The sequence below is a fragment of the Curtobacterium subtropicum genome, from assembly GCF_030362975.1.
GTDB lineage: Bacteria > Actinomycetota > Actinomycetes > Actinomycetales > Microbacteriaceae > Curtobacterium > Curtobacterium subtropicum.
On record NZ_JAUCMM010000003.1, the window covers coordinates 300376 to 323970 of the forward strand.

The 23595-nt window shown below is 72.6% G+C and carries 22 protein-coding genes; 10 read left to right on the plus strand and 12 right to left on the minus strand.

Features of this window, described 5'->3' with window-relative positions:
- Positions 1-339: 339 nt before the first annotated feature.
- On the plus strand, positions 340-1014 hold the full coding sequence (locus QUG98_RS06795; RefSeq protein ID WP_289469839.1) for a LysM peptidoglycan-binding domain-containing protein: 675 nt from the start codon (positions 340-342) through the stop codon (positions 1012-1014).
- A 75-nt stretch (positions 1015-1089) separates the two neighbouring features.
- On the opposite strand, the gene QUG98_RS06800 is transcribed toward QUG98_RS06795, so the two are convergent.
- Complete coding sequence (locus QUG98_RS06800; protein ID WP_289469840.1) at positions 1090-2187, minus strand: LCP family protein; 1098 nt, start codon at positions 2185-2187, stop codon at positions 1090-1092.
- Between the two features lie 68 nt (positions 2188-2255).
- On the minus strand, positions 2256-2654 hold the full coding sequence (locus QUG98_RS06805) for a MarR family winged helix-turn-helix transcriptional regulator (protein ID WP_289469841.1): 399 nt from the start codon (positions 2652-2654) through the stop codon (positions 2256-2258).
- Between the two features lie 85 nt (positions 2655-2739).
- Here QUG98_RS06805 and QUG98_RS06810 point away from each other — a divergent pair, with 85 nt between their 5' ends.
- The 5 genes from QUG98_RS06810 (at position 2740) to QUG98_RS06830 (ending at position 8608) form a co-directional block, all read left to right on the plus strand.
- The gene (locus QUG98_RS06810) at positions 2740-4884 is read left to right on the plus strand and encodes an MMPL family transporter (protein ID WP_289469842.1); all 2145 of its coding nucleotides are present in this window, start codon (positions 2740-2742) and stop codon (positions 4882-4884) included.
- A gap of 12 nt (positions 4885-4896) precedes the next feature.
- Positions 4897-5547: a GntR family transcriptional regulator gene (locus tag QUG98_RS06815; protein ID WP_289469843.1), complete on the plus strand. Its 651-nt coding sequence runs from the start codon at positions 4897-4899 to the stop codon at positions 5545-5547.
- A 105-nt stretch (positions 5548-5652) separates the two neighbouring features.
- Positions 5653-7149 carry an LCP family protein gene (locus tag QUG98_RS06820; protein ID WP_289469844.1) on the plus strand — a complete coding sequence of 499 codons (1497 nt, stop codon included), beginning with the start codon at positions 5653-5655 and terminating at the stop codon, positions 7147-7149.
- Between the two features lie 70 nt (positions 7150-7219).
- Positions 7220-7813: a sigma-70 family RNA polymerase sigma factor gene (locus QUG98_RS06825; protein ID WP_289469845.1), complete on the plus strand. Its 594-nt coding sequence runs from the start codon at positions 7220-7222 to the stop codon at positions 7811-7813.
- Between the two features lie 9 nt (positions 7814-7822).
- Positions 7823-8608, plus strand: coding sequence for an endonuclease/exonuclease/phosphatase family protein (locus QUG98_RS06830; RefSeq protein ID WP_289469846.1), 786 nt, complete (start codon positions 7823-7825; stop codon positions 8606-8608).
- 43 nt (positions 8609-8651) lie between these two features.
- On the opposite strand, the gene QUG98_RS06835 is transcribed toward QUG98_RS06830, so the two are convergent.
- Positions 8652-9482, minus strand: a complete 831-nt coding sequence (locus QUG98_RS06835) for a hypothetical protein (RefSeq protein WP_289469847.1) — start codon at positions 9480-9482, stop codon at positions 8652-8654.
- Between the two features lie 159 nt (positions 9483-9641).
- Between QUG98_RS06835 and QUG98_RS06840 the strand changes: the two genes are divergently transcribed.
- A complete protein-coding gene (locus tag QUG98_RS06840; protein WP_224442237.1) occupies positions 9642-10583 on the plus strand; it encodes an SDR family oxidoreductase in 942 nt (313 codons plus the stop codon).
- A 138-nt stretch (positions 10584-10721) separates the two neighbouring features.
- On the opposite strand, the gene QUG98_RS06845 is transcribed toward QUG98_RS06840, so the two are convergent.
- The gene (locus tag QUG98_RS06845; protein WP_289469848.1) at positions 10722-11039 is read right to left on the minus strand and encodes a hypothetical protein; all 318 of its coding nucleotides are present in this window, start codon (positions 11037-11039) and stop codon (positions 10722-10724) included.
- A gap of 151 nt (positions 11040-11190) precedes the next feature.
- Between QUG98_RS06845 and QUG98_RS06850 the strand changes: the two genes are divergently transcribed.
- Both QUG98_RS06850 and QUG98_RS06855 read left to right on the plus strand, forming a co-directional pair.
- Positions 11191-11868, plus strand: coding sequence for a TetR/AcrR family transcriptional regulator (locus QUG98_RS06850; RefSeq protein ID WP_058727510.1), 678 nt, complete (start codon positions 11191-11193; stop codon positions 11866-11868).
- 82 nt (positions 11869-11950) lie between these two features.
- A complete protein-coding gene (locus QUG98_RS06855; protein WP_058727511.1) occupies positions 11951-12145 on the plus strand; it encodes a DUF2795 domain-containing protein in 195 nt (64 codons plus the stop codon).
- Between the two features lie 95 nt (positions 12146-12240).
- Here the strand turns inward: QUG98_RS06855 and QUG98_RS06860 are convergent, their stop codons facing one another.
- Positions 12241-13749 (minus strand): threonine/serine exporter family protein, encoded by a 1509-nt coding sequence (locus QUG98_RS06860; RefSeq protein ID WP_289469850.1) that lies wholly within the window; start codon positions 13747-13749, stop codon positions 12241-12243.
- 136 nt (positions 13750-13885) lie between these two features.
- On the minus strand, positions 13886-14326 hold the full coding sequence (locus tag QUG98_RS06865) for an OsmC family peroxiredoxin (protein ID WP_058727514.1): 441 nt from the start codon (positions 14324-14326) through the stop codon (positions 13886-13888).
- A 196-nt stretch (positions 14327-14522) separates the two neighbouring features.
- On the opposite strand from QUG98_RS06865, the gene QUG98_RS06870 reads away from it, so the two are divergent.
- Complete coding sequence (locus QUG98_RS06870) at positions 14523-15566, plus strand: NAD(P)-dependent alcohol dehydrogenase (RefSeq protein WP_289469851.1); 1044 nt, start codon at positions 14523-14525, stop codon at positions 15564-15566.
- Positions 15567-15643: 77 nt separating this feature from the next.
- Here QUG98_RS06870 and QUG98_RS06875 read toward each other — a convergent pair whose 3' ends face one another.
- Genes QUG98_RS06875 through QUG98_RS06900 form a run of 6 tightly spaced genes read right to left on the minus strand, consistent with a single transcriptional unit; the run spans position 15644 to position 23457 of the window.
- Positions 15644-16345, minus strand: coding sequence for a GntR family transcriptional regulator (locus QUG98_RS06875; RefSeq protein ID WP_289469852.1), 702 nt, complete (start codon positions 16343-16345; stop codon positions 15644-15646).
- Positions 16346-16391: 46 nt separating this feature from the next.
- Positions 16392-18056 carry a dipeptide ABC transporter ATP-binding protein gene (locus QUG98_RS06880; protein WP_434533418.1) on the minus strand — a complete coding sequence of 555 codons (1665 nt, stop codon included), beginning with the start codon at positions 18054-18056 and terminating at the stop codon, positions 16392-16394.
- Positions 18040-19974 carry a gamma-glutamyltransferase family protein gene (locus QUG98_RS06885; protein WP_289469854.1) on the minus strand — a complete coding sequence of 645 codons (1935 nt, stop codon included), beginning with the start codon at positions 19972-19974 and terminating at the stop codon, positions 18040-18042. The genes QUG98_RS06880 and QUG98_RS06885 overlap by 17 nt, the downstream gene beginning before the upstream one ends.
- A 2-nt stretch (positions 19975-19976) precedes the next feature.
- The gene (locus QUG98_RS06890; protein ID WP_058727517.1) at positions 19977-20852 is read right to left on the minus strand and encodes an ABC transporter permease; all 876 of its coding nucleotides are present in this window, start codon (positions 20850-20852) and stop codon (positions 19977-19979) included.
- A complete protein-coding gene (locus QUG98_RS06895) occupies positions 20849-21802 on the minus strand; it encodes an ABC transporter permease (protein ID WP_289469855.1) in 954 nt (317 codons plus the stop codon). The genes QUG98_RS06890 and QUG98_RS06895 overlap by 4 nt, the downstream gene beginning before the upstream one ends.
- Positions 21799-23457 (minus strand): ABC transporter substrate-binding protein, encoded by a 1659-nt coding sequence (locus QUG98_RS06900; RefSeq protein WP_289469856.1) that lies wholly within the window; start codon positions 23455-23457, stop codon positions 21799-21801. Before QUG98_RS06900 ends, QUG98_RS06895 begins: the two co-directional genes overlap by 4 nt.
- Positions 23458-23595: the final 138 nt, after the last annotated feature.

The window sequence follows — 23595 nt, forward strand, 5'->3', positions numbered from 1 at the left end:
TCGGGAGGCTCGCGGCCAGGCCGCCACGGGCCTCCCGGCCGCAGCATTGCCAGGAAACTGCCAAGGTGACGTACCCGGGTACAGGCCGATCTGCACGCCCATCGTGATCGGGGCACTCAGGAAAGCCGGTGGGGGACATACCACTCACGGGTAGAACCCATTGTCTCGGTTTGATAACAGTCACGAATTTCCTATGGTTGCCGACCAGCGCCACCGGCACGAGACCACTGCCCCCGGCGGCGCACCCCACGACACGACCGCGATCGGTCGGGACGGGCAGTGGCGACCGGGTCCGCTCAGGCGGGCCCCGGGTCCGTGGTCCCGGTGGAGCGATCAACCATGAAGAAGCTTTCCCGTACCCGCACCATCGTCGGTGGCCTGGCGTTCGCCGGCATCGCCGCGACCGGTGTCGGCCTCGCGGCAGCGCCCGCGAACGCAGCGTCCGGCTCGACCTGGGACGCCCTCGCGCAGTGCGAGTCCGGCGGCAACTGGGCCATCAACACCGGCAACGGCTACTACGGTGGCCTGCAGTTCAACCTCGGCACCTGGCAGGCGCACGGCGGCACCGGCAACCCGGCCTCCGCGAGCCGCGAGGCCCAGATCGCCGTCGCCGAGCGCGTCCTCGCCTCGCAGGGCTGGGGCGCTTGGCCCGCCTGCTCCGCGAAGCTCGGTCTGAGCGGGACGACGGGTGCCGCACCGCAGGCCGCGGCTCCGGCGGCACCGCAGCAGCAGGCTGCGCCGAAGGCGACGACGCCGGCCGCCCCGAAGGCGACCACGCAGGCGGCTCCGAAGGCGACCACGCCGGTGGCGCCGAAGGCTGCCGTGTCGAGCAAGCCGGCCGCCGTGCCGACCAGCGGCAAGACGTACACGATCCAGGCGGGCGACACGCTCGACCAGATCGCGACGAAGCTGAACATCGACGGCGGCTACATGAAGCTCTGGGCCGCGAACACGTCGACCATCGACGACGCGAACCTGATCTACGCCGGCCAGGAGCTCCAGCTCCCCGCCTGATCGACCTCCCGATCCGACGAGACCCCCGTGGCACCCGTGCCACGGGGGTCTCGTGTCTCGTCCAGCCGGGTACGTCTAGCGCGGTCGGTCGTCGAGCCAGTGCTGCAGGTCGTCGGACCGCAGTGCTGCGGAGATCGCGGAGCGGTCGTGCTCGGCGAGCCGGACGAAGGACTGCCCGTCCGGGGCGGTGCCGCCGCCCGCGGTCGGCATCGTGAACGTGACGAGGTCGTCCGGCCGGATCCCGCGCAGCGACCACCCGAGGCGGGCGATCGTCGCGGCGTCGAGGCCGGGGTCGACCGCGAGGTGCTCGCTGGTCGCGGCGACGAACTCCTGCAGTCGGCCCGGGTCCGTCAGGGTGCCCCGGGAGACGACCTGGTCGAACACCCCGCGCAGGAACGCCTGCTGGTTCCGCACCCGGGTGTGGTCGGCGTCGGCGAAGGCGTGCCGCTCCCGCACGAACGCCAGGGCCTGCTCGCCGTCGAGCCGGTTCGCGCCGCGGACGAAGTGGTGTCCCCGCGCGTCGAAGTCCTGCGGGGACTGCACCGTCACCCCGCCCAGCGCGTCCGTCACGTCCTCGAACCCGGCGAGGTCGATCTCGGCGACGTGGTCGATCCGCACGTCGAGCAGCTGCTCCACCGTCTGCACCGTGAGGGGGATGCCGCCCCACGCGTACGCGGCGTTGACCTTCGCCTGGCCGTGGCCCGGGACGTCGACCCACGCGTCGCGCATGATCGACATGAGGTAGACGTGCCGGCGGTCGGCCGGGACGTGCGCGAGCATCAGCGTGTCGGACCGTCCGCCCGCGGTGTGGTCGCCGTCGGGGTCGAGGCCGGCGCGGGAGTCGGAGCCGATGAGCAGGACGTTCTCGGCCGCGCCGGCCGGCGTCGGTCGGTCGCCCGCGGGGAACGGGTCCGCGATCGTCTCGGTGCGGGTGTCGAAGCTCCGGGCCAGGCTGCCCACGAAGACCGCGGCGACGACCGCGAGCACCGTGGCGACACCGGCCAGGGCGCCGAGGGTCGAGAGCAGCGCGACGAGCACCGGGCGCTTCCGTCGTGCGGCAGCCCGGGTGCGCTTCGCCGCAGCTCGGGCTTCGACCGCTGCCGCTTCCGCCGCCGCTCGGGCTTCGACTGCTGCTGCTTCCGCCGCGGCTCGGGCGGCACGACGCTCGGACATCGGGACTCCTGCGGGTCAGGTCGGCCCTGCGCCGACCACGGGAGTCTACAGCATGTGGTATTTCAGTGTCACGACCTGTGGAGGACCGCGGCCAGGCGTCGGCGGAGCTCGACGTCCTCGGGTAGGACCTCCCGCTCGATGTGCTGCGCCGTTTCCCACGCCCGACGCCCCTCGTCGGTGACGGTCACCACGCGGCGCCGACGGTCCTCCGGGTGCGACGTCCGCTCGACCAGGCCGTCCCGCTCGGCGCGCTCGAGCGTCCGCGACATCGTCTGCGGCTGGACGCGTGCGGTCCTGGCGAGGGTGTCGGCACCCGTCGGGCCGGTCCGCAGCAGGATGTCGATCGCGACGAGGGCCGCGTGCGTCAGTCCGACGGCCCGGAGTCGTTCGTCCCACTCGCGTTCGACGGCACGTGCGGCAGCGGAGAGCAGGCGTCCGAGGGGCCACTGCTCCGCGGGTTCGTGCATGGTGGGAGTCTACGGGCGCGCCGTCGACGCGAGCTGCTCCCGAGCAGATAGTCAGCATGCTGACGATCGGTGTACGCTCGCCGACGTGCCCCGGTTCCTCCGCCTCGTCCTGCCCGCCCTCGTCATCCTCGTCTGGCTCGTCGTGGCCGGGATCGGCGGGCCCGTCTTCGGGAAGATCTCCGAGGTCGCCACGAACGACCAGACGTCCTTCCTGCCGGCATCGGCGGACGCGACGCGGGTGCAGGAACGCGCCGCGGAGTTCCGACAGGCGTCCGGGGCGCCGGCGATCGTCGTGCTCGAGCGCGACGGTGGGCTGACGCGCGACGACCTCGCGGCGGCCGACCGGATCGCCGAGGACCTCGGTGCACGTGACGACGTCCAGGGCACGAGTCCGGTGATCCCGAGCGAGGACGGGGATGCGGCCGAGATCGTCGCGACGCTGACCGAGGGTGCGGACACCGGGGACGCGGTCACGGCGATCCGGACCACGGTGGCCGACGCGCTGCCCGACGGGGTGGACGGGTACGTCACCGGCCCGGCGGGCTTCACGGCCGACCTGACCGAGGCCTTCGCGGGCATCGACGGCCTGCTGCTCGGGGTGGCGCTGGCCGCGGTGTTCGTCATCCTGGTCGTGGTCTACCGTTCGCCGCTGCTGCCGTTCCTGGTGCTCGGCACGGCGACCTTCGCCCTGTGCGCCTCGATCCTCGTCGTGTACGCGCTGGCGAAGGCCGGGGTGGTGACCGTCAACGGGCAGGTGCAGGGCATCCTGTCGATCCTGGTGATCGGGGCCGCGACCGACTACGCGCTCCTCTACACCGCGCGCTACCGCGAAGCGCTCCGAGCGCACCGCACCGGCTGGGAGGCCACGCGGGCTGCCCTCCGCGGGGCCTTCGAGCCGATCGTCGCCTCGGGTGGCACCGTCATCGTCGGTGTGCTCTGCCTGCTCCTGTCGGACCTGAACTCGAACAAGGCGCTCGGCCCGGTGGCGGCGATCGGGATCGCGTTCAGCCTGCTCGCCGCCCTCACCCTGCTCCCCGCCCTGCTGCTGGCGTTCCGACGGGCGGCGTTCTGGCCGCTGCGACCGGCGTTCGGCTCCGGTGGTGGCCCCACGACCGGTCCGGACGCGACCGGGCTGTGGGCGCGGGTCGGGCGTCTCGTCGCGCGACGGTCGCGGACGGTCTGGATCGTCTGCACGGTGGCGCTGCTGGCGATGGGCAGCGGACTGGTCGGGCTCCGGGCCGACGGCGTGCCGCAGAGCGACCTGGTGATCGGGGCGTCCCAGGCCCGGGACGGTCAGCGCGTCCTCGCCGACCACTTCCCCGGTGGATCCGGCAGCCCGGCGCAGGTGATCGGCGCGGAGCGGGACCTGGACGCGCTCGTCGACGCGGTCCGCTCGGTCCGCGGGGTCGACGGCGTGGTCGCGGCCGCGACCGGTTCGCCGTCGGGCACGGTCTCCGTCGGCGGGGACGCCGGCGCCGGGGACACCGTCGCCGGGGGTGCCACGGTCGCCGCGGCGCCGACGGTGTCGCACGGCGACGTCCTGCTCGAGGCGACCCTCGTCGACCCCGCCGACTCCGCCGCCGCCGAGCAGACCGTCCGCGACCTCCGCGTCGCCGTCGAGCGGGTCGACCCCGGCGCGGTCGTCGGTGGTGTCACCGCCACCGCCGTCGACACGAACGACACCGGGATCCGGGACCGGTCGGTCATCATCCCCGTGGTGCTGGCCGTGATCCTGCTGATCCTCGTGCTGCTGCTCCGCAGCGTGGTGGCTCCGCTCGTGCTCATCGGCAGCGTCGTCGTGTCCTTCGCGGCCGCGCTCGGTGTCGGTGCACTGGTGTTCGACCACGTCCTCCGGTTCCCCGGGGCCGACCCGTCCGTGCCGCTGTACGCGTTCGTGTTCCTCGTGGCGCTCGGGGTGGACTACAACATCTTCCTCATGACCCGGGTGCGCGAGGAGTCGCTGCGGCACGGTCCGCGGGAGGGCGTGCTCCGCGGGCTCGCGGCCACCGGTGGCGTGATCACCTCGGCGGGCATCGTCCTGGCGGCGACCTTCGCGGCGCTCGGCGTCATCCCGATCCTGTTCCTGGCGCAGATCGCCTTCGTGGTGGCGTTCGGCGTGCTGCTCGACACGGTCGTGGTCCGGTCCCTGCTCGTCCCCGCGCTCGTGATCGACCTGGGACGACGGACGTGGTGGCCGTCGCGCCTCTCGCGCGCAGCCCGTCACATGTGACACGCTGGTGGCATGCCAGTCCCCTCCACGCAGCCGGCCGCCGAGCGCAAGCTCCTCCGCGACACCGTGCAGGACAAGATCCGCGACGCGGTCATGGACGGCACGCTCGAGCCCGGCGAACGGCTGAACGACGACGACCTCATCGCGTGGCTCGGCGTCTCCCGGACCCCGATCCGCGAGGCACTGGCGGAACTCGCCCGAGCCGGACTGATCGAGATGGCGCCGAACCGCTACACGCGCGTCGCCGCCCCGACCAAGGACGAACTGCTCGACGCGTACCGAACGCTCGGCGTCATCTACGGCGGGGTCGTCCGGCTGGCCGTCCCGCGGTTCTCGGACGCCGAGCGCGAGCGGGTCCTCGGGGTGCTCGACGACGTCCTGGCGCGTCTCGACGCCGATCAGCAGGCCGAGGTCGCACGCGAGGGCGCGGACATCTACTCGATGTGGGCCGACGCCTGCGGGAACGCCTCGCTCGCCCAGCTGTGCCGCTCGACCACCGACGGCCTCGCGTTCCGACTGCGGGTCCCGGAGCTCGCCGAGCTCGTCCCCACCGACGTGGTGCGGCCGGAGCTCGTGAAGCTCCGCGACGCGGTCGCCGCGGGCGAGCCCATCGCCGCCGAGCTCGCGATGGAGGCGATCCACCTCCTGCCGACGCGCGACTGAGCAGGTCCCCCCCCCCCGCGCCGGACGGGGCCCGCACGTACAGCGTCGACAGGAACCCCCAGGGATCTCCCTGTCCGATCCACGCTGTGCCGTTATGGTTTCCGGGTGAGCATCGAACCCGAGCAGACGACGCGCCGTGCCCGCCGCGGCCACGTGCCGCCGCGCCACGGGCGCCAGAAGCGCGGGGGCGGGGTGGTCCTGCCGGCGATCGCGGGCGTGCTCGCCATGGGGCTCGCGCTGACCGGCGGCTACGTCGCGTTCGCGTACACGAGCCTGAACAACGGCGTGACGAAGATCGATGCGATCAGCCCGCGGTCGGACGACGACGGTGACGACGTGGACGGCCAGGCACAGAACATCCTGCTCGTCGGTGACGACCACCGCCCGGACAACGCGACGCCCGAGGAGATGGCGGAGCTGAGCACCGAGTCCGACGGCGGCGCGACCAACACCGACACGATGATCGTCCTGCACATCAACGCCGACGGGACCGAGGCGACGATGATCTCGTTCCCGCGCGACTCGTACGTCTCGATCCCCGGCGTCGGCAAGGGCAAGCTCAACAGTGCGTTCTACTACGGCACCCTCAACGGGGGCGGCGACACCGGCGGCGCGAAGCTGCTCATCCAGACGATCCAGGACCTCAGCGGCCTGACGATCGACCACTACGTCCGGGTCTCGCTGCTCGGCTTCTACCAGGTGGTCAAGGAGCTCGGGCCGGTCGAGGTCTGCCTGAACAACCCGGTGAAGGACGCGTACTCCGGCGTCGACCTGCCGGCGGGCACCTCGGAGCTCGACGCCAAGCAGGCACTCTCCTTCGTCCGCCAGCGGCACGGGCTGCCGAACGGCGACCTCGACCGCAACGTGCGTCAGCAGTACTTCCTGTCGCAGGAAGCCCGCAAGGTGCTCTCCGCCGGCACCCTGCTCAACCCGATCAAGATGAACAACATCCTCAGCGCCGTCGGTGGCTCGATCCAGACGGACACCGACCTGGTCTCGCTCGCGACGCAGATGCGGAACCTGCGGCCCGGCAACATCCAGTCGGCGACGATCCCGACGCTCGGCACCCCGACCATCTCGACGAGGTCGGGCCCGCTCTCCATCGTCGAGGTCGACACCGTCGGCCTCCCCGCGTTCGTGCAGGGCCTGGTGGGTGAGCCGGAGGAGTACACGAAGGCAACGGCGGCCGAGCCCGCAGCGACGACCGTGACCGTGCTCAACGGCAGCGGGGTCTCGGGCGCCGCCGCGACCGCCACCGCGAACCTGACCGCGCGCGGGTTCCAGGTCGGGACGCCCGGTTCGTCGGACACGACGCAGAAGACGCAGGTGCAGTACCCCGCCGGACAGGAGGCGCAGGCCAAGGCCGTCGCGGCGGAGGTGCCCGGAGCGGTCGCCGTGCGGTCCACCTCGGTCACCGGCGTCACGCTCGTCCTCGGGTCCGACGGCATCACCGTCACCGCTCCGGCCACGCCCGGCGACACCGCCCCGGCCCCGACCGAGGAGTCGCCCACGGACGAGGCGTCGCAGCCGACGGAGCCGGAGCCGGCGCCGAGCTCGACGGACGTGAAGAACTACGGCCAGGAAGGCGTCTGCATCAACTGACAGACGGCCGACAACGGGCTGCCGATCCCTCGACAGCCGGGCGTCGGAGTTGCCGATCCTCGCAGCCGGCATGTGGAATGTCACGGTGCACGACGACCTGCTCCTCCGCCGCGACGAGGAACGACAGCTGCTGCTCGACGTCGCCGCGGGGGACCGCGTGGCGTTCAGGAGACTCCACGACCGGTTCCGCCCGCTGGTCGAGCACTGGGTCCGGCACCACGTCGTGGACCGATGGCAGTCGGAGGAGGTCGTGCAGGACGTCCTCCTCGAGCTCTGGCGCATCGCCGACCGCTACGACCCCCGTCACCCACCGGTGTCCTGGATCCGGACGATCGCGCAGCGGCGGGCGATCGACCGTGTCCGGAAGGCCGAGGCGGACCGGCAGCGGGACGTCCGCGTCGGAGCCCGGTACGCCGACGCCGTCGACCACGCGTCCGTCGAGCGGGCCGAGGGCGTGCTCGAACGCGAGTCCCTGCGGCGGGCGGTCGCGGCCCTGCCCGCGCGGCAACGCGAGGCGGTCGTGCTCCGGCACCTCGCCGAGCTGAGCGGCCCCGAGCTCGCCGAGCGCCTCGGGGTCCCCGTCGGCACGGCGAAGACCCGGGCGCGGGACGGCGTCCAGGCGCTGCGCCGGAGCCTGGGGCGGTCGGGGGTCGTCGATCGGTAGGTTCGACCGGTGAGCCACGTCGCACGTCCGATCACCCTGATGACCTACAACGTGAAGAACCCGGACCCGCGGCACGACTGGCCGGCACGACTGCCGCTGGTGCTCGAGGTCGTCCGTCGGCACGACCCGGACGTGCTGTGCGTGCAGGAGGCGTTCGACCACCAGATGGACGCACTGCGCGAGGGGCTGCCGGACCACGACGCGGTGGGCCAGGGGCGCGAGGGCGGCTCCGCAGGGGAGCACGCTGCGGTGTTCTTCCGCCGCGATCGGCTCCGCCCTGTCGACGTCGGGACCTTCTGGTTCTCGGACACCCCGGACGAGCCGGTGTCGAACACCTGGGGGAGCCTGTACCCCCGGGTCGCGAACCACGCCCGGTTCCTCGACGCCGAGGGCGCGGCCTTCACGCTCCTGACCGCGCACTTCGACCACGAGGAGAACGAGCACGGGGACGAGGTCCGTCGTCGCAGTGCGGCCCTGGTCGTCGAGCGACTCGCGCCGGTCGAGGGGCCGGTCGTCTTCGCGGGCGACTGCAACGAGCCCTGGGGAGCAGGCCGCGCGTCCCGGGTCTTCGCCGACGCCGGGTACCGGGACGCCTGGACCGATGCCGGGGACCCCGACGACCGCACGGCGTCGTTCAACGGCTGGCAGGCGCCGGTGGACTCGGGCGAGCGGATCGACTGGGTGCTGACCCGCGGTGACGTCACGGCCGAGCGCGTGGTGATGGACCACGACGGGCCCGAGACCTGGGCCGCGAGCGATCACTTCCCCGTGGTGGCGACCCTGCACGTGGGCTGATCGTCCGGGGCGGGTCCCCGACGGCGGCCTCGAGCGGGTCGCGTCAGCAGGAGCGTCGTGCGTGGACCGGCATCGGGGAGCCGATGACGGTGACCTCGGTGTCGTTCGTCAGGGCGGAGACGCCGTTCGCGCCCTGCTCGTCGGTCGTGCCCTGCTCGGCCGCGTCTCCGTCCGCCGCACCGCTCTCGTCCGTCTGTGAGGGGTCGGCACCGTGCTCGGCTCGCGGGTCGTCCGTCGTCGTGCCGTCCTCGTCCGGTGCCCAGCCGGGTTCGAGCAGGAGCTGCCACGCCTGGGTGTCGCCGGACCCGAACGAGACCTTGTCGGAGCGGGGCGCCGCGTCGAGTTCGTCCGACACGTCGTCGCCGACCTGGACGCCGTCGGGTCCGGTGAGCTCGATCCGGTCGCCGGCCCGGCTGCGGACCGAGTCCCGCAGGACGCGGATCTCGACCGCGTTGCCGACCGAGGACGGGGTGTCGAGCGCCGCGACGCGGATCGCGCCACCCCAGGTGTAGGTGGTCCCCGCCGGGAAGCACGCACCGCCGTCGCCGATCGCGGTCTGCGTGCGCGACGGGGTGCCGAGCAGGCGGTTGAGCAGCGAGACGGTCGACCTGGCGTCGCGCATCGGGAGGTCCGCGACGGTGGCGTCACCGCGGCGGAGGACCAGGGTCTCGGCGTCGAGCTCGACGGTGTCGACGCGGCGGAGCTCGCGGTCGGTGACCCGCACCAGCGGTTGCACCGTGCTGGTGACGTCGCTGCGGTCCTCGGCAGCCGCGGCCGGTGCCGCACCCCCGGGGGCCGTGACGTCCGTCCCGACCGTGCCGGCCGCGAAGGCGACCGCGGCAGCGCCGAGCGCGAGCAGGGTACGGGGAGTCACCAGTCGACCGTACGACGTGCGACCGGACAGGACGACAGGTGTTACCGAATCGCAGCCCGCTCGTCACGTGTTCGTGATCTTGGGGATGTGTCACGGAACGCGCTGCGGGGGACACCCGGCTGGACGGGCGAGGGTGTCCCGGTGCGTAGCGTCCAGCCCATGACGGAGCAGCAGAACGATCAGACGGGGCCCGGACAGTCGGGGCTGGACCAGTACTCGATGCAGGACCCCACCGCGATGTACGCGGACAAGAAGCCGGACGAGCAGTACCTGCAGGGTGCGGGCACCGACGAGGAGATGGCGAAGAACGTCCCCGCCGACCACGGCGAGGACACCTACCGCGGCTCGGGTCGCCTGCAGGGCCGCAAGGCGCTCGTCACCGGCGGTGACTCGGGCATCGGCGCGGCGGTCGCGATCGCCTACGCCCGCGAGGGTGCCGACGTCGCCATCGTGTACCTGCCCGAGGAGCAGGAGGACGCCGACCGCATCGTCGGGCTCATCGAGGCTGCCGGCCGCAAGGCCGTCGCCATCCCCGGGGACATCAAGGACCTGGCCTTCTGCGAGGAGCTCGTCCAGAAGGCCGTCGACGGCCTCGGCGGACTCGACATCCTGGTCAACAACGCCGGCAAGCAGCAGAACGTCGACGACATCACGAAGATCTCGGACGAGGAGTTCGACGAGACCTTCAAGACGAACGCCTACGCGACGTTCCGCATCACCAAGGCGGCCGTCCCGCACCTGCAGCCGGGCTCGACGATCATCAACACCACGTCGATCCAGGCCTACGCGCCGTCGCCGCACCTCGTGCACTACGCCGCCACGAAGGCGACCGTGAACAACATGGCGAAGGGCCTCGCGGCGCAGCTCGCGCCGAAGGGCATCCGCGTCAACGCCGTCGCGCCGGGGCCGATCTGGACCCCGCTGCAGCCGGCCGGTGGCCAGCCGCCGGAGGCGCTGCCGTCCGCGGGTGAGCAGACCTACCTGGGCCGCTGGGGCCAGCCCGCCGAGCTCGCGCCGGCGTTCGTGTTCCTCGCGAGCGGCGAGTCGTCCTACGTGGTCGGCGAGACGCTGCACGTCGACGGCGGGATGCCGACGCCGTAGTCGCGACCGTCGACGGACGGGCGCGCCCCGCTCAGCGGCAACGCGGAGCGTTGTGCGGGGCGCGCCGACCGAGCCTGCGAGGGAGGACGGTGCCGGCTGGCACCGCGCCTCCCGTGCGTCTGCAGTCGCCGGCGCCTGTCAGCAGGCGACGGACCGTGCCATCCGCTCCAGCAGCTCCCGCGCCGACATCGCCGCCGTGAGCTCGACCTCGACCGGGTTGATCCCGACCGCGCGCTCGAACGCCCGCCGGCGGGCCTGGTCGGCGATCGGGACCTCGGGCCGCTGCGGCAGGCCCGCGATCGCCCGGGCCGCCGCGTCGAAGGCGCCGAAGGGGGAACCGAGCTGCTCCCACATCGTCCGGACGTCGTGCGCGACCTGTTCGTCGTCGCCGCCGAACTCGAAGCCGGCCGACGCCATGGTGGCGAGTCCCTGTGCGACGGGGTCCTGCGGGTCCATCCCGGCATCGTCGCACGGAAGACCCCGAGCACGCTGGAGTCGTCATGTGTCCCCCGACATGCCGACACCCGGACCGGGGATGTCGTGTCCCCCGACACTGCGGTTGGATCAGGGGTGCGGACAGGACGTCCGCCGCACGACGGAGGGCACGATGCTCGAACACACCAGCGCGGACACGCAGGCGGCAGCCGCCGCGGCCGCCACCCTGCACCTGCGGATCACCATCGTGGGCGCCACGGTCGACGTCCTCCGCGACGTGCCCTTCCACGAGGCCCACGTCGGCATGGTCGCCGATCGGATGGGCATCACGACCGCGGAGCTCCGTCAGCACTTCCCCTCCTGGGACGGCCTCGTGCTCGCCGCCGTCGACCGGTGGAACGGCGCGCGTCTGGAGGAGGTCGCGCACGAGGTCGGGGACGGCCCCACGGTCGACCTGCTGCGCGCGATCGTCGCCTCGAACGCCGAGGACCCCGCGCTCATGCGGCTGCTCGTCGCGCTCCTCTCCGTCGCGGGCAACCCCGAGCACCCGATGTCCACCTACCTGCGGTCGCGCTACCAGCTCTTCTTCTCGCAGATCCGGCGCGGGCTCGAGCACGACATCGCCGTCGGGCGGGCACCGCACACGATGGAGCCGCGACGGGGTGCCGAGCAGCTCATCGCGCTGTACGAGGGGCTCCAGCTGCAGGCGATGCTGCGTCCGGACCTCGACCTCGTGCCGGCGTTCGACCGGGCCGTCGCGCGGCTCGAACGCGGGTGGATGGAGCGCTACGAGCCGCAGGCGGCGCAGCGGTTCTCCCAGTGGAGCGACGGCGGGAGCTGGGAGATCTGACGCCTGGCCGCGAGGCGCGTCAGCCGGGTCGGCCCGGAGGTGCCCAGGCGTAGTCCTGGAAGCTCCGACGGAAGGAACCGACATGGCAGCACCGAACCCGATCCAGGTCCAGAAGTACCTCAGCGGCATCGACTACCCGGCCTCGAAGGACGACATCGTGGCGACCGCCGAGAAGGAGGACGCCCCCGGTGACGTCCTCGAGGCACTCAAGGGCATCCCGGACGGCGACTACGACGCTCCCACCGCGGTGACGAAGGCCGTCTCCGACAAGGGCTGAGCGCACTCGCACAGCCGAGACTCGGGCTGCGCGACGTTCCTCGTGCTCAACGGCGCGAGAACGGTCGCTCAGCCCGAGTCTCGCGTCCGGGGGACCTAGCGCGGACGGTGGCCCCGCGGCACCGAGCCGTTGCCCGGGTCGTACCCGGTGTCCCGCAGCACGGGGATCGCCGTCGTGTCGTTGTGGACCGAGTGCACCGTCACCCGGCGTGCACGCCGCAGGGCCCGCCGCGCGCCCGGGGTCGCCACGAGTCCGCCGAGCACGAGTCCCGCCCCGATGCCGAGCGCCACCGAGACCGCCGCCACGAAGTCGAGCGCGGCGCCGGAGGACCCGGACATGAAGTTGAGCAGCGCGTTCGACACCGCGACACCGGGCAGCAGCGCGCCGCAGAACGCCGGGACCGCGATCGCAGCGACCGCCGTGCGCATCCGGGCGGCCGCGATGGTCGACAGCACGCCGAGCAGCACCGACGCGATGAACGTCGCGCCGAGCAGCGGCATCCCGAGGTGCCGGAGCTCCCAGAGGAACGCCCCGGCGGCGACCGAGAACACGACCGCGACCGGGATGACCCGTGCGCTGGCCTGCTGCACGAAGCAGTTCGCCGCCGCGGACACGACCGTCAACGACAGGGACGCCCAGAGCGGCAGCGGTCGCAGCACGATCCCGGACGGGTCGACCTCGATGCTCAGCCAGTGCAGCACCGCGATGCCGGCCGGGACCCCGACGACGATCGCGGCGATGACGAGCACGATGTAGAACGCCCGGGCCACCGCCATCGCCCGGAAGCCGGAGATCGCGTCCTGCGCCCAGGTCACGAGCGACACGTGCGGCAGCAGCAGGACCACGAGCGCGGCGACCATCGTGGCCGCCCCGGTCGCGGTCAGGACGTCGGCCCAGATCGCGAGTGTGCCGATCGCGGAGGCGACCGCAGCCTGGGCTCCCGAGACGAAGAACTGCGGGAAGCCCCGACCGGTCAGCCACCGCCCGGACAGGATGATCCCGAACATGAGCACGAACGCGCCCACGCCGGCGCGCCACCCGCCACCGGCCTGCATCGCGATCGAGGTGCCGAGCACCGAGAGCCCGACGTCGGCGAGCCACGACGGCCAGCGGCTCGGCAGGCGCAGCACCGCCACGAGGGCGCTCACGGCACTCGTCATGTCGCGTTCGCCGTGCACCAGGTCGTCGACGATCTGGTTCGCGCGCGCGAGCCGGTCGAGGTCGGAGCCGTCCGACTGCACGGTCCGCACCTTGACGAGCGGCGGGTGGTCGGAGGGGGCGTACTGGATCGTCACCGAGCTGCCGGAGAAGTCGAGGTCGAGCGGCGCCAGGTTCCACTTGGTGGAGACCGCGACGACGGCCGTCTCGACGCTGCGGGTGTCCGCGCCCGAGGCGAGCATGACCTCCGCCAGGTCGAGGCAGAAGTCGACGATCTGCACGGGCGAGTACTGCTCGCGCGGGCGGGTGTCGGGGGTGACGTCCTCGTAGATCGTGCCGCGCAGGCGGGCACGGGCGTCGCGGATGTCGTGCTGTGCGAGGTTGCGGACGCGCGGCCGGGGTGGATGCCCGGGCCGCGGGACGCCGGGGAGGAACTGCTCGGCCATCCGTCAATGGTGCCAGCCGTGTGGGCCCGAGTCCGGACGTCGGCTGGACGTGACCGACGGACGGACGGGAGGCGCGGTGCCAGCTGCCACCGCGCCTCCCGTCCGTCACGTGGTGACGTCCCGTGGGACGTGACGACTACTGCTCGAAGGTCGCCTTGAGCTCGATGTCGACGCCGGTGAGCGCCTTGGAGACCGGGCAGGTCGCCTTGGCCTCGTCGGCGGCCTTCAGGAAGGCGGCCTCGTCGATGCCGGAGACCTCGCCGTTGACGGTCAGGGTGATGCCGGTGAGCTTGAAACCGCCGGCGCTGTCCGGGCCGAGCGAGACGTCGGCCTTGACGTCGAGGGCCTCGACGGTGCCGCCGGCCTCGCCGAGGATCGCCGAGAACTGCATCGCGTAGCAGGCCGAGTGGGCCGCAGCGATGAGCTCCTCGGGGCTGGTGGTGCCACCGGCCTCGTCCGCGGCGCGCTTCGGGAAGGAGACGTCGTAGGTGCCGACCTTCGAGCTCGACAGCTCTACCTGGCCGGAACCGTCGTTGAGGCCGCCGTGCCAGGCGGTGCGTGCGGTGCGCGTGGGCATACCCGCTCCTTTCGTTGGGGGAGGCCCCGTTCAGGGCCGTCGCCAGTCAATCGGAGAACGGTCGTTCTCGCAACCGGCTCTCGGGGAGTACGCAGGTGGCCGGCGTGCGTTCGTGCGCCCTCGGGGGTCCGGAGATCGATCGACACCTGTCGCGCTGGTCGACAGGCGTAGTCTGAACGGGTCGAAGGAGGACCCCATGCACGCCGTCGTGTTCGAGCAGTACCAGACGTTCCCCGTCCTGACCGAGGTCGAGAAGCCCGTCCCGGGCCCGGGGGAGGTGCTGCTCAAGGTTGCCGGCGCCGGGGCGTGCCACTCCGACGTCGCCGTCTACCGCGAGTTCCGGGAGGGGCAGCCCGGGGCGCAGGCTCCCGGCTTCGTCCTCGGCCACGAGAACTCCGGCTGGGTCGAGTCGGTCGGCGACGGTGTCACCGGCTTCACCGAGGGCGACGCCTACCTCGTGTACGGCCCGGTGGGCTGCGGGCACTGCTCGTACTGCTCCAAGGGCCAGGACACCTACTGTGAGCACGCGGCGACGAACCCCTACGCCGCCATCGGCCTCGGCCGGGACGGCGGCATGGCCGAGTACGTCACCGTGCCGGCCCGCAACCTCGTGCCCCTCGGGGACGCCGACCCGATCGCCGCGGCACCGCTCAGCGACGCCGGGCTCACGCCGTACCACGCGATCAAGGCCGCGCTGCCGAACCTGGCGGGTGGCGGGCGGTACGCGCTCGTGGTCGGACTCGGTGGCCTGGGCCAGATCGCCGTGCAGATCCTCACGGCCCTGACCGGTGCGACCGTGATCGCGACCGACACGAAGCAGGACGCGATGGACCGCGCTGCGGCCCGCGGAGCGGTGACCGTTCCGGCCGGGCCGGACCAGGCGGCGGCGATCCGCGAGCTCACCGGCGGTCGGGGCGTCGACGCGGCGTTCGACTTCGTCGGTGCCACGCCGACGATCGCGACCGCGAAGGCCTCGATGGCGATCGGCGGTCGGCTCACCGTCGTCGGGATCGCCGGGGGCACGGTCGAGTGGAACTTCTTCTCGACGCCGTACGAGTCGACGATCACGAACACGTACTGGGGCACGATCGAGGACCTGCACGAGGTCGTCGCGATGTACCGCGCCGGGCAGATCGAGCCCGACGTCGAGCGGTTCGCCCTGTCCGACGCGCTCGAGGCCTACCGGAAGCTCGAGGCCGGGGAGCTGTCCGGTCGTGCGGTGGTCGTGCCGACGCTCTGAGTGTCAGCGCGCTCGGGCCTCTGCGCGTTCGGGGCCCGGGCGCCGACAGACGACCGGGCGGGCGCGGGGGCGCGTGCTCAGACGGTGGGGCCGACCTCGCGCAGGGCGTCGGCCTGCTCCGGGGACGTGCGTGCCGCGTAGCCGATCCGGCTCTCGCGCACGTGCCACGCCATCCGCTCGGCCGCAGCCTCGACGTCCCCCGCGTCGATCGCCGCGAGGATGCGCCGGTGGTCGGGCCACAGCCGCTTGCCGCGCGACGAGGTGTCGAGCGCGTAGAGCCACTCGATCTTCCGCGACAGCTGGCGGAGCAGGGTCGCGAGCGTCGAGCTGCCGGAGAGCTCGGCGACGAGCAGGTGGAAGCGCTCGTTGAGGTCGACGAGCAGGTCGAGCTCGTCCCGCTCGACGGCTTCGTCTCCTTCGTCGAGGACCGCGCCGAGCTCGCGGCGCACGCGCCACCAGTCCTCCGGCGGGACGTCGGCCGCGAAGAGCGTCCGGGCACGGGTCGCTGCGCGGCGTGCGGTGGCCGTCTCGAGCGACTCGCGGACCGCGAACAGGTCGTCGGCCTCGTCGAAGGGGATGTCGGCGATCCGCGAGCCGACGTTCGGGCGCGAGACGACGAAGCCCTCGCCCTCGAGCCCGCGGAGCGCCTCGCGGACCGGCACCCGGGAGACCCCGTGGCGCTCCGCGAGGAACGCCTCGGTCACCCGGGTGCCCGGTTGCAGGGCGCCGGTGACGATGTCGTGGCGGATGGCGTCGATGACGCTCGTCCCGTTCAGCACGGTGCCGATCGTGCCACACCACGTCGGACGGCGGCCCGGGAACGCGTCACGCAGCCGCCTCGGCGAGGCTGCGGCCCGGGATGGCGTCGAGCAGGTCCTTCGTGTACTGCTCCTGCGGGTCGTCGAACACCGCTGCGACGCTGCCCCGCTCGACGACCTCGCCCCGACGCATGACCACGACGTCGTCGGCGATCCGCCGGACCACCCCGAGGTCGTGGGTGATGAACAGGTAGCTCAGCCCCAGTCGGTCCTGCAGCTCCTCGAGCAGCGCCAGGATCTGCTCCTGCACGAGCACGTCGAGTGCGGAGACCGCCTCGTCGAGGATGATCAGCTCCGGCTCGAGCGCCAGCGCCCGTGCGATCGCCACGCGCTGCCGTTGCCCGCCGGACAGCTCGTTCGGCCGGAGCTGCGCGACCTCGCGGGGGAGTGCGACCTGGTCGAGCAGCGTCGCCACCCGCTCGGTGCGCGACGCCCGGTCACCGATGCCGAACACGCGCAGGGGCTCGTCGATGATCCGCTCGATGGTCGAGGTCGGGTCGAGCGACCCGTACGGGTCCTGGAAGACCGGCTGCACGCGTCGGCGGATCTCCCGTCGCTGGGCACCACGTGCGGTGCCGATCGACTTGCCGTCCACCAGCGCGGTGCCGGACGTCGGTGTCTCGAGCCCGAGCACGATCCGCGCCACGGTCGTCTTGCCCGAGCCGGACTCGCCGACGACCGCGGTGGTCGTGCCGCGCCGGACGGCGAAGGACACCCCGTCGGCGGCCTTCAGCGTCCCCGCGCCTCGGCCGCGCAGCTTGTACTCCTTCACCAGGTCGGACACGACGAGGATCGGCTCGCCGGCGCTGACCGGCTCCGGTGCCACCCCGGACAGGGCGGGGGCCGCCGCGATGAGCCGCTTCGTGTACTCGTGCTGCGGGTCGCGGAGGATCGCCTCCGGGGCACCCTGCTCGACGATGTCGCCGTCGAGCATCACGACGACGCGGTCGGTCCGGTCCGCCGCGACGCCGAGGTCGTGCGTCACGAAGAGCAGCGTCGTGCCGTGCTGGTCCACCAGGGTCTGCAGGTGGTCGAGGATCTGGCGCTGCACCGTCACGTCGAGCGCGCTGGTCGGCTCGTCGGCGATGAGCAGCTCGGGCTGCCGGGCGAGCGCCACGGCGATGAGGATGCGCTGCCGCATGCCGCCGGAGAACTCGTGCGGGAACTGGTCCGCGCGCCGGCCGGCCTCGGGGATGCCCGCCTCGGTCATGAGCTCCACGACCCGCTGCCGGATCGCCGGCCGTCCCCGGAGCCCGCCGGCCCGCAGCGCGTCGGCGATCTGCGCACCGACCCGCATCGACGGGTTGAGGTTCGTCGACGGGTCCTGCGGCACGAGACCGATCCGACCACCACGCACGCGGCGCATGAGCGTCTCGTCGGCGTGCGCGATGTCGTCGGACCCGAGCCGGATGTCCCCACCGGTGATGTGCCCGGCGCCGGGCAGGAGCCGGAGCAGCGCGGCGATCAGCGTCGACTTCCCCGAGCCGGACTGCCCGACGATCGCGACGCGCTCGCCGCGGCGGACGTCGAGGTCGACGCCGTGCAGGACCTCGCGGTCGCCGAACGCGATCCGCAGGTCGCGCACCGAGAGCAGGGGGTCGGCTCCGGTGTCGGCGGGGAGGCGCGGTGCGGCCCCGGTGGTCGTCGTCACGTTCTCAGCGTCCTGCGGCATAGCCCTGTGCTCCTCGCGGGTTGGCGGCGGCGCCCAGGACGCCGGTGTCGGGGTCGCGCGTCACGCACGACAGGCGGCCGAGCGACCAGTCGCCGGCCCGGGTGACGACGTGGCCGAGCTCCTCGAGCCCGGTGATGACGTCGTCCCCGAGACGGTCCTCGACGACCAGGCCGCCGGGGGTCCAGGTGCGGGGCCAGAACGACCCCGGGAACGACGTCGTGTGCAGTGCGGGGGCGTCGATCGCCTGCTGCGGGGTCCACCCGCCGACGATCGTGCGGAGCAGGAAGAGCAGCTGCCACTGGTCCTGCTGGTCACCGCCCGGGCTGCCCATCGCCACGACGGGCTCGCCGTCCCGGAGCACGAGCGTCGGCGTGAGCGTCGTGCGGGGGCGGGCGCCTGGGGTCAGCGTGGACGCCGTGCCCTCCTCGAGCCAGGTCATCTGCATGCGGGTGCCGAGGCAGAACCCGAGCTCGGGGATGGTCGGCGAGGACTGCAGCCAGCCGCCGGACGGCGTCGCGCTGACGATGTTGCCCCAGCGGTCGACGACGTCGATGTGGCACGTGTCGCCGCGCGTCTCGCCGGTCGCCATCACGATCGGCTCGCCACGGTCCTCGTGCACGGCGTCGTCCTCGGCGGGGACGGCCACGGCGTCGGGCGTCGGTGCGTCCCCGCGGGCACCCGGCACGGTCGGCTCGCCGACGCCGGCGATCGGCTCGCCGCCCGGCGTGTAGGTCACGCGGAGCGGCGGCAGCGCGCCGGCCGGCACCGAGACCGTGCCCGGGCGGAGCTCGTGCGACGCGCGGTCGCCGATCAGTGCCCGTCGCTCGTCGGAGTACGCGTCCGAGAGCAGCTCGACCATCGGGACGTCACCGTCGCCGTAGTACGCCTCGCGGTCCGCCAGCGCGAGCTTCTGCGCCTCGGCGATCGTGTGGGCGCCGAGCACGGTGGACGGGTCGAGCCGCTCGTCGTCCATCGGGTCGAGCAGGCGGAGGGTCTGCAGGAGCGCCGGTCCCTGGCCCCACGGCCCGGTCTTCGCGATCGTGTGCCCGCGGAACTCGGCGGTCGTCGCGGGCTCGGTCGACGCCCGGAACGCCGCCAGGTCCGACGCGCGGACCACCCCGGCGTGGTCGGTCCCCGACGCGTGCCGGTGCGGGGTCCGGACGAAGGCGTCGATCGCCTGCGCGACGGAGCCCTCGGCCCACTCGGTCCGGGCCGCCTCGATGCGCGCGACGCGCGCGCCGGCCGTGTCGTCGCCCGCGGTGTCGTCGCCCGTCGGGACACCGGACCCGGCCTGCACGAGCCGTTCCAGGACCGCGGCGTAGGCCTCGTTGCGCACCATCGACCCGGGGGCCGGCACCGAGCCTCCCGGCAGCCACCGCTCGGCGGAGGACGGCCAGTGGTCGCGGAACAGGTCCTGCACGGTCGCGATCGTCGCGACCACCCGCGGGGCGACCGGGTGGCCGTCGCGGGCGTACCCGATCGCGGGGGCGAGCACGTCGGCGAGCTCCCACGTGCCGTGCTCGGCGAGGAGCAGCAGCCAGGCGTCGACGGCGCCGGGCACGGCGGCCGCGAGGGCACCCGCTCCCGGGACGAGGTCGAGGCCCTCGGAGCGGAAGTGCTCCGGCGTCGCGCCGGCCGGGGCCGGCCCCTGGCCCATCAGGACCGTCGGGGTCTTGTCGGTCGCCGTCGCGAAGACGGCGGTCACGTCGCCGCCGGGCCCGTTCAGGTGCGGTTCGACGACGTGCAGGACGAAGGCGCCGGCGACGGCGGCGTCGAAGGCGTTGCCGCCGCGTTCCAGGACCGACTGCGCCGTCGCGGTCGCGATCCAGTGCGTCGACGCGGTCATGCCGAAGGTGCCCTGCAGGTCCGGGCGGGTGGTCTCCGCCGGAGGGGTGGTGAAGGCGGGGTTGGTGCTCATGATCACTTCCGGTCGGAGGCGGTGGGGTCGAGGGCGTCGCGCAGGGCATCCCCGAACAGGTTGAAGCCGAGGCAGATCACGGCGATCGCGACACCGGGCACGACCGCGGCCCACGGCGCCTGGCCGAGGTACTGTTGCGCGTCCGAGAGCATGATGCCGAGGCTCGGGGTGGGCGGTTGGATGCCGAGGCCGAGGAAGGACAGCAGTGCCTCGCCGATGACCGCGACCGGCATGATCACCGTGGCCTGCACGATGATCGCCGAGACGCAGTTCGGCAGGACGTGCTGCGCGATGATGCGTGCGCCGCCGGCGTCCAGCGTCTTCGCGCTCGTCACGAAGTCGGCGCTCGTGATCCGCAGGGTCTCACCACGCACGATGCGGATCATCGCCGGCACGTGCGAGATGCCGATCGCGATCACGGCGTTCGTCAGGCTCGGGCCGCTGATCGCCGCGAGGCCCACCGCGATGATGAGGAACGGGAACGCCAGGGCGACGTCGGTGAGCCGGCTGATGATCGCGTCGAGCCAGCGCCAGTAGCCGGCGAGGAGCCCGAGCGGCGTGCCGACGACGACCGCGAGCAGCACCGACAGCACGCCCACGACGAGCGAGACCTGGATGCCGTAGAGCGTCCGGGACAGGATGTCGCGGCCGAGGTCGTCGGTGCCGAACCCGAAGCCGACGGTGAACGGCACCTGGAACGGCAGGTCGAAGTGCGTCGCGGTCGGGTCGTGCGGCGCGACGAGTGGTGCGGCGACCCCGGCGAGCACGACGACGGCGAGCATGATGCCGCCCGTCATGCCGAGCCGGTTCGTCCGGACCTGCTTCCAGATGCGACCGCGGCTCGAACCCAGGTCGAAGGGAGCGGTGATCGTGGTCATGCGGCGCCTCCGACGCGGATCTTCGGGTTGATGACCGAGTACAGGACGTCCACGGCGAAGTTGATGAGCACGTAGCCCAGGGTGATGACGAGCACGACGGCCTGGATGACCGGGTAGTCGCGGGTGAACACGGCGTCGAGCGTGAGCTTGCCGAAACCGGGCAGGGCGAAGATGCGCTCCGTGACGACCGCGCCCGAGATGAGCCCGCCGAGCTGCAGGCCGACGATGGTGACGACGACGATCATCGAGTTGCGCAGGCCGTAGCGGAAGAGCACCCGCGGGCGGCTCAGGCCCTTCGCGCGGGCGGTCCGCACGAAGTCGGTCTTCATCGTCTCGATCATCGACGCGCGGGTCTGCCGCATGATGACGGCGGCGAGCGACGTACCGAGGATGAGCGCCGGCAGGGTCAGGTGGTGGAGCGCGCCGATCGGGTCGCTCGTCACCGGGACGTAGCCCGAGGCCGGGAACCAGCCGAGGCCCGCCGCGAGCCAGACGATCGCCAGGATGCCGAGCCAGAAGTTCGGCACGCTCAGCCCGACCAGGGCGGCGGCGTTCGCCATCCACTCGGGCCACTGCCCGCGGTAGCGCTCGGCGAGGGTGCCGAGCGCGACGCCGACGACGACCGCGACGACGATGGCGTACAGCGCGAGCCAGAGCGTGACGGGGAGCGTCGCGCCGAGCAGCTCGGTGACCGGGGTGCCGGTGCGCGTGGACTGCCCGAGGTCGCCCTGCAGCGCGTTGACGAGGAACCGCCAGTACTGCACGAGCAGGGAGTCGTCGAGCCCGAGGTCGGCGCGGACGGCGGCGAGCCGTTCGGGGCTGGCCTCCTCGCCCGCCAGGGCCAGGGCCGGGTCGCCCGGCAGCTGCCGGACGCCGAAGAACACCACGATCGAGGCGAGGACGAGCGTGAGCGCCGCCTGCCAGAGTCGGGTCAGGACGTACCGGGTCACTTGCTGCCGCCTTCCACGAACGCCGCCTGGCTGAGTCGGACCACGCCGTCGGCGTAGGTGGAGACCCCGGCGACGTCCGTGCTGACGCCGGTGATGCTGCGGGTCCGGTAGAGGTAGATGATCGGGTCGTCCTGCTGGACCTTCGTGACGAGCTGCCCGTACAGGTCGGCGCGTTCCTGCTGGTCGGTGGCCTGCGCCGCGCGGCTGATCAGGTCGTCGACCTCGGAGTCGCTGTACCCGGGGTAGTTGTTGCCGCCGCCGGTGCCCAGGAAGGAGCCGATGTTGCCGTGCGGGTCGACCCGGCCGGACCAGCCGAGCTGCAGCGCCTGGAAGTCGCCACGGGTCTGGTCGTCGAGCAGGGTCGTGTACTCGACCGGGGTGATCGTGATCGCGAAGCCGCCCGCGCGGGCCTGGGCCTGCAGCGCCTGGGCGAACCGGACGGTGTCGGGGGTGTTCGTCACCTCCATGTCGATCGGGAACGGCTGCTCGACGCCGGCCTGCTCCAGGAGTTCCTTCGCCCGTTCGGGGTCGTACTCGGGGCAGGCCTTGCTCGCGTCGGTCGCGAAGGCGCTGGTGTCCGGGATCGGGGAGCACGCGACGTCCGCCCAGCCGCGGAACACGCTCTGCACGAGTTCGGCGCGGTTGATCGACATCGACAGGGCCTGCCGGACCTTCCGCTGCGTGGCGAGCGGGGTGTCGAGCGGCTCCGGATCGGTGCCGACGCCGTCCTGGTTGGCGAGGTTGATCGTGATGCCCTGGTACCCGAGCGACCCGGTGCGCAGGATGCTGAGGTCCTTGCGCTGCATCAGCTCGTCGACGTCCTGGGTGGAGATCGTGTCGGCGACCTGGACGTCCCCGGACTTCAGGTTCTGCGCGCGGATGCTCGCGTCGGTGATGATCCGGTAGGTGATCCGGTCGAAGTGCGCGCTCGCCGGGTCGTGGTACATCGGGTCGCGCTCCACGGTGATCGAGGTCTGCGGCACGCGCTCGACGAACTTGTACGGGCCGATGCAGACCGGGTGGTCGCCGAACCCGTCGCCCTCCTGCGCCAGCGCGGTCGGCGACATGACCATGCCCGCACGGTCGGCCAGCGCCGCGGTGATCGGCGCGAAGGGGGTGGCGTAGCGGATCCGGACGGTGTGGTCGTCGACGGCGTCGATGGCCGACACCGGGCCCATCTCGCTCTTCCGGCTCGAGTCGTCCTTCGTCAGGTTCCGCTCGAGCGTCGTCACGACGGCGTCCGCGTCGAACGGGGTCCCGTCGGCGAACCGGTACCCGGTGTGCACCGGGAACGTGACCGTCTTCCCGCCGTCGGACACCGTCGGCAGCTCGGTCGCGAGCATCGGGACGACCGTGCCCTCCGCGTCGATGTCGTAGAGCTTCTGGCACATCGTCTCCATGACGTACCGGGTGTAGAGCGACGACGACGTGGTGGGGTCGAGGCGGTCCGGTTCGGCGGAGAGGGCCATCACGAGGTCGCCGCCCTCGCGGATCTGCTGGTCGCCGATCGCGACGGTGGTGACGGTGCCGGCGGTCGCGCCGCCGGCCTTCGAGCGTTGGACCGGCACGCAGGCGGTGAGCGCGAGCGAGGCGGCCAGGGCGACGGCGGGCACGGCGAGGAGTGTCCGGCGGCGTCGAGCGGGGGTCTGGGACATCGTGTTCCTGGAGCTGCTGGTGTGCGTGGCGACTCTTGTGGAGTCACGCTCAGGAGTGCGGTGATTGCATACAATCACAGGTGCTGGCGCTGCTTTGTACACATCGTGTTTCGATCATGTGAAACCTGCCGGAGCACC

What these genes read in the sequence shown, in the direction of transcription:
- QUG98_RS06885 (WP_289469854.1), bottom strand. Translation starts at nt 19,974, where the DNA reads ATGAGCACCAACCCCGCCTTCACCACCCCTCCGGCGGAGACCACCCGC.
- QUG98_RS06815 (WP_289469843.1), top strand. Translation starts at nt 4,897, where the DNA reads ATGCCAGTCCCCTCCACGCAGCCGGCCGCCGAGCGCAAGCTCCTCCGC.
- QUG98_RS06880 (WP_434533418.1), bottom strand. Translation starts at nt 18,056, where the DNA reads ATGCCGCAGGACGCTGAGAACGTGACGACGACCACCGGGGCCGCACCG.
- QUG98_RS06795 (WP_289469839.1), top strand. Translation starts at nt 340, where the DNA reads ATGAAGAAGCTTTCCCGTACCCGCACCATCGTCGGTGGCCTGGCGTTC.
- QUG98_RS06825 (WP_289469845.1), top strand. Translation starts at nt 7,220, where the DNA reads ATGTGGAATGTCACGGTGCACGACGACCTGCTCCTCCGCCGCGACGAG.
- QUG98_RS06865 (WP_058727514.1), bottom strand. Translation starts at nt 14,326, where the DNA reads ATGCCCACGCGCACCGCACGCACCGCCTGGCACGGCGGCCTCAACGAC.
- QUG98_RS06900 (WP_289469856.1), bottom strand. Translation starts at nt 23,457, where the DNA reads ATGTCCCAGACCCCCGCTCGACGCCGCCGGACACTCCTCGCCGTGCCC.
- QUG98_RS06850 (WP_058727510.1), top strand. Translation starts at nt 11,191, where the DNA reads ATGCTCGAACACACCAGCGCGGACACGCAGGCGGCAGCCGCCGCGGCC.
- QUG98_RS06845 (WP_289469848.1), bottom strand. Translation starts at nt 11,039, where the DNA reads ATGGACCCGCAGGACCCCGTCGCACAGGGACTCGCCACCATGGCGTCG.
- QUG98_RS06860 (WP_289469850.1), bottom strand. Translation starts at nt 13,749, where the DNA reads ATGGCCGAGCAGTTCCTCCCCGGCGTCCCGCGGCCCGGGCATCCACCC.
- QUG98_RS06840 (WP_224442237.1), top strand. Translation starts at nt 9,642, where the DNA reads ATGACGGAGCAGCAGAACGATCAGACGGGGCCCGGACAGTCGGGGCTG.
- QUG98_RS06890 (WP_058727517.1), bottom strand. Translation starts at nt 20,852, where the DNA reads ATGACCACGATCACCGCTCCCTTCGACCTGGGTTCGAGCCGCGGTCGC.
- QUG98_RS06800 (WP_289469840.1), bottom strand. Translation starts at nt 2,187, where the DNA reads ATGTCCGAGCGTCGTGCCGCCCGAGCCGCGGCGGAAGCAGCAGCAGTC.
- QUG98_RS06870 (WP_289469851.1), top strand. Translation starts at nt 14,523, where the DNA reads ATGCACGCCGTCGTGTTCGAGCAGTACCAGACGTTCCCCGTCCTGACC.
- QUG98_RS06855 (WP_058727511.1), top strand. Translation starts at nt 11,951, where the DNA reads ATGGCAGCACCGAACCCGATCCAGGTCCAGAAGTACCTCAGCGGCATC.
- QUG98_RS06805 (WP_289469841.1), bottom strand. Translation starts at nt 2,654, where the DNA reads ATGCACGAACCCGCGGAGCAGTGGCCCCTCGGACGCCTGCTCTCCGCT.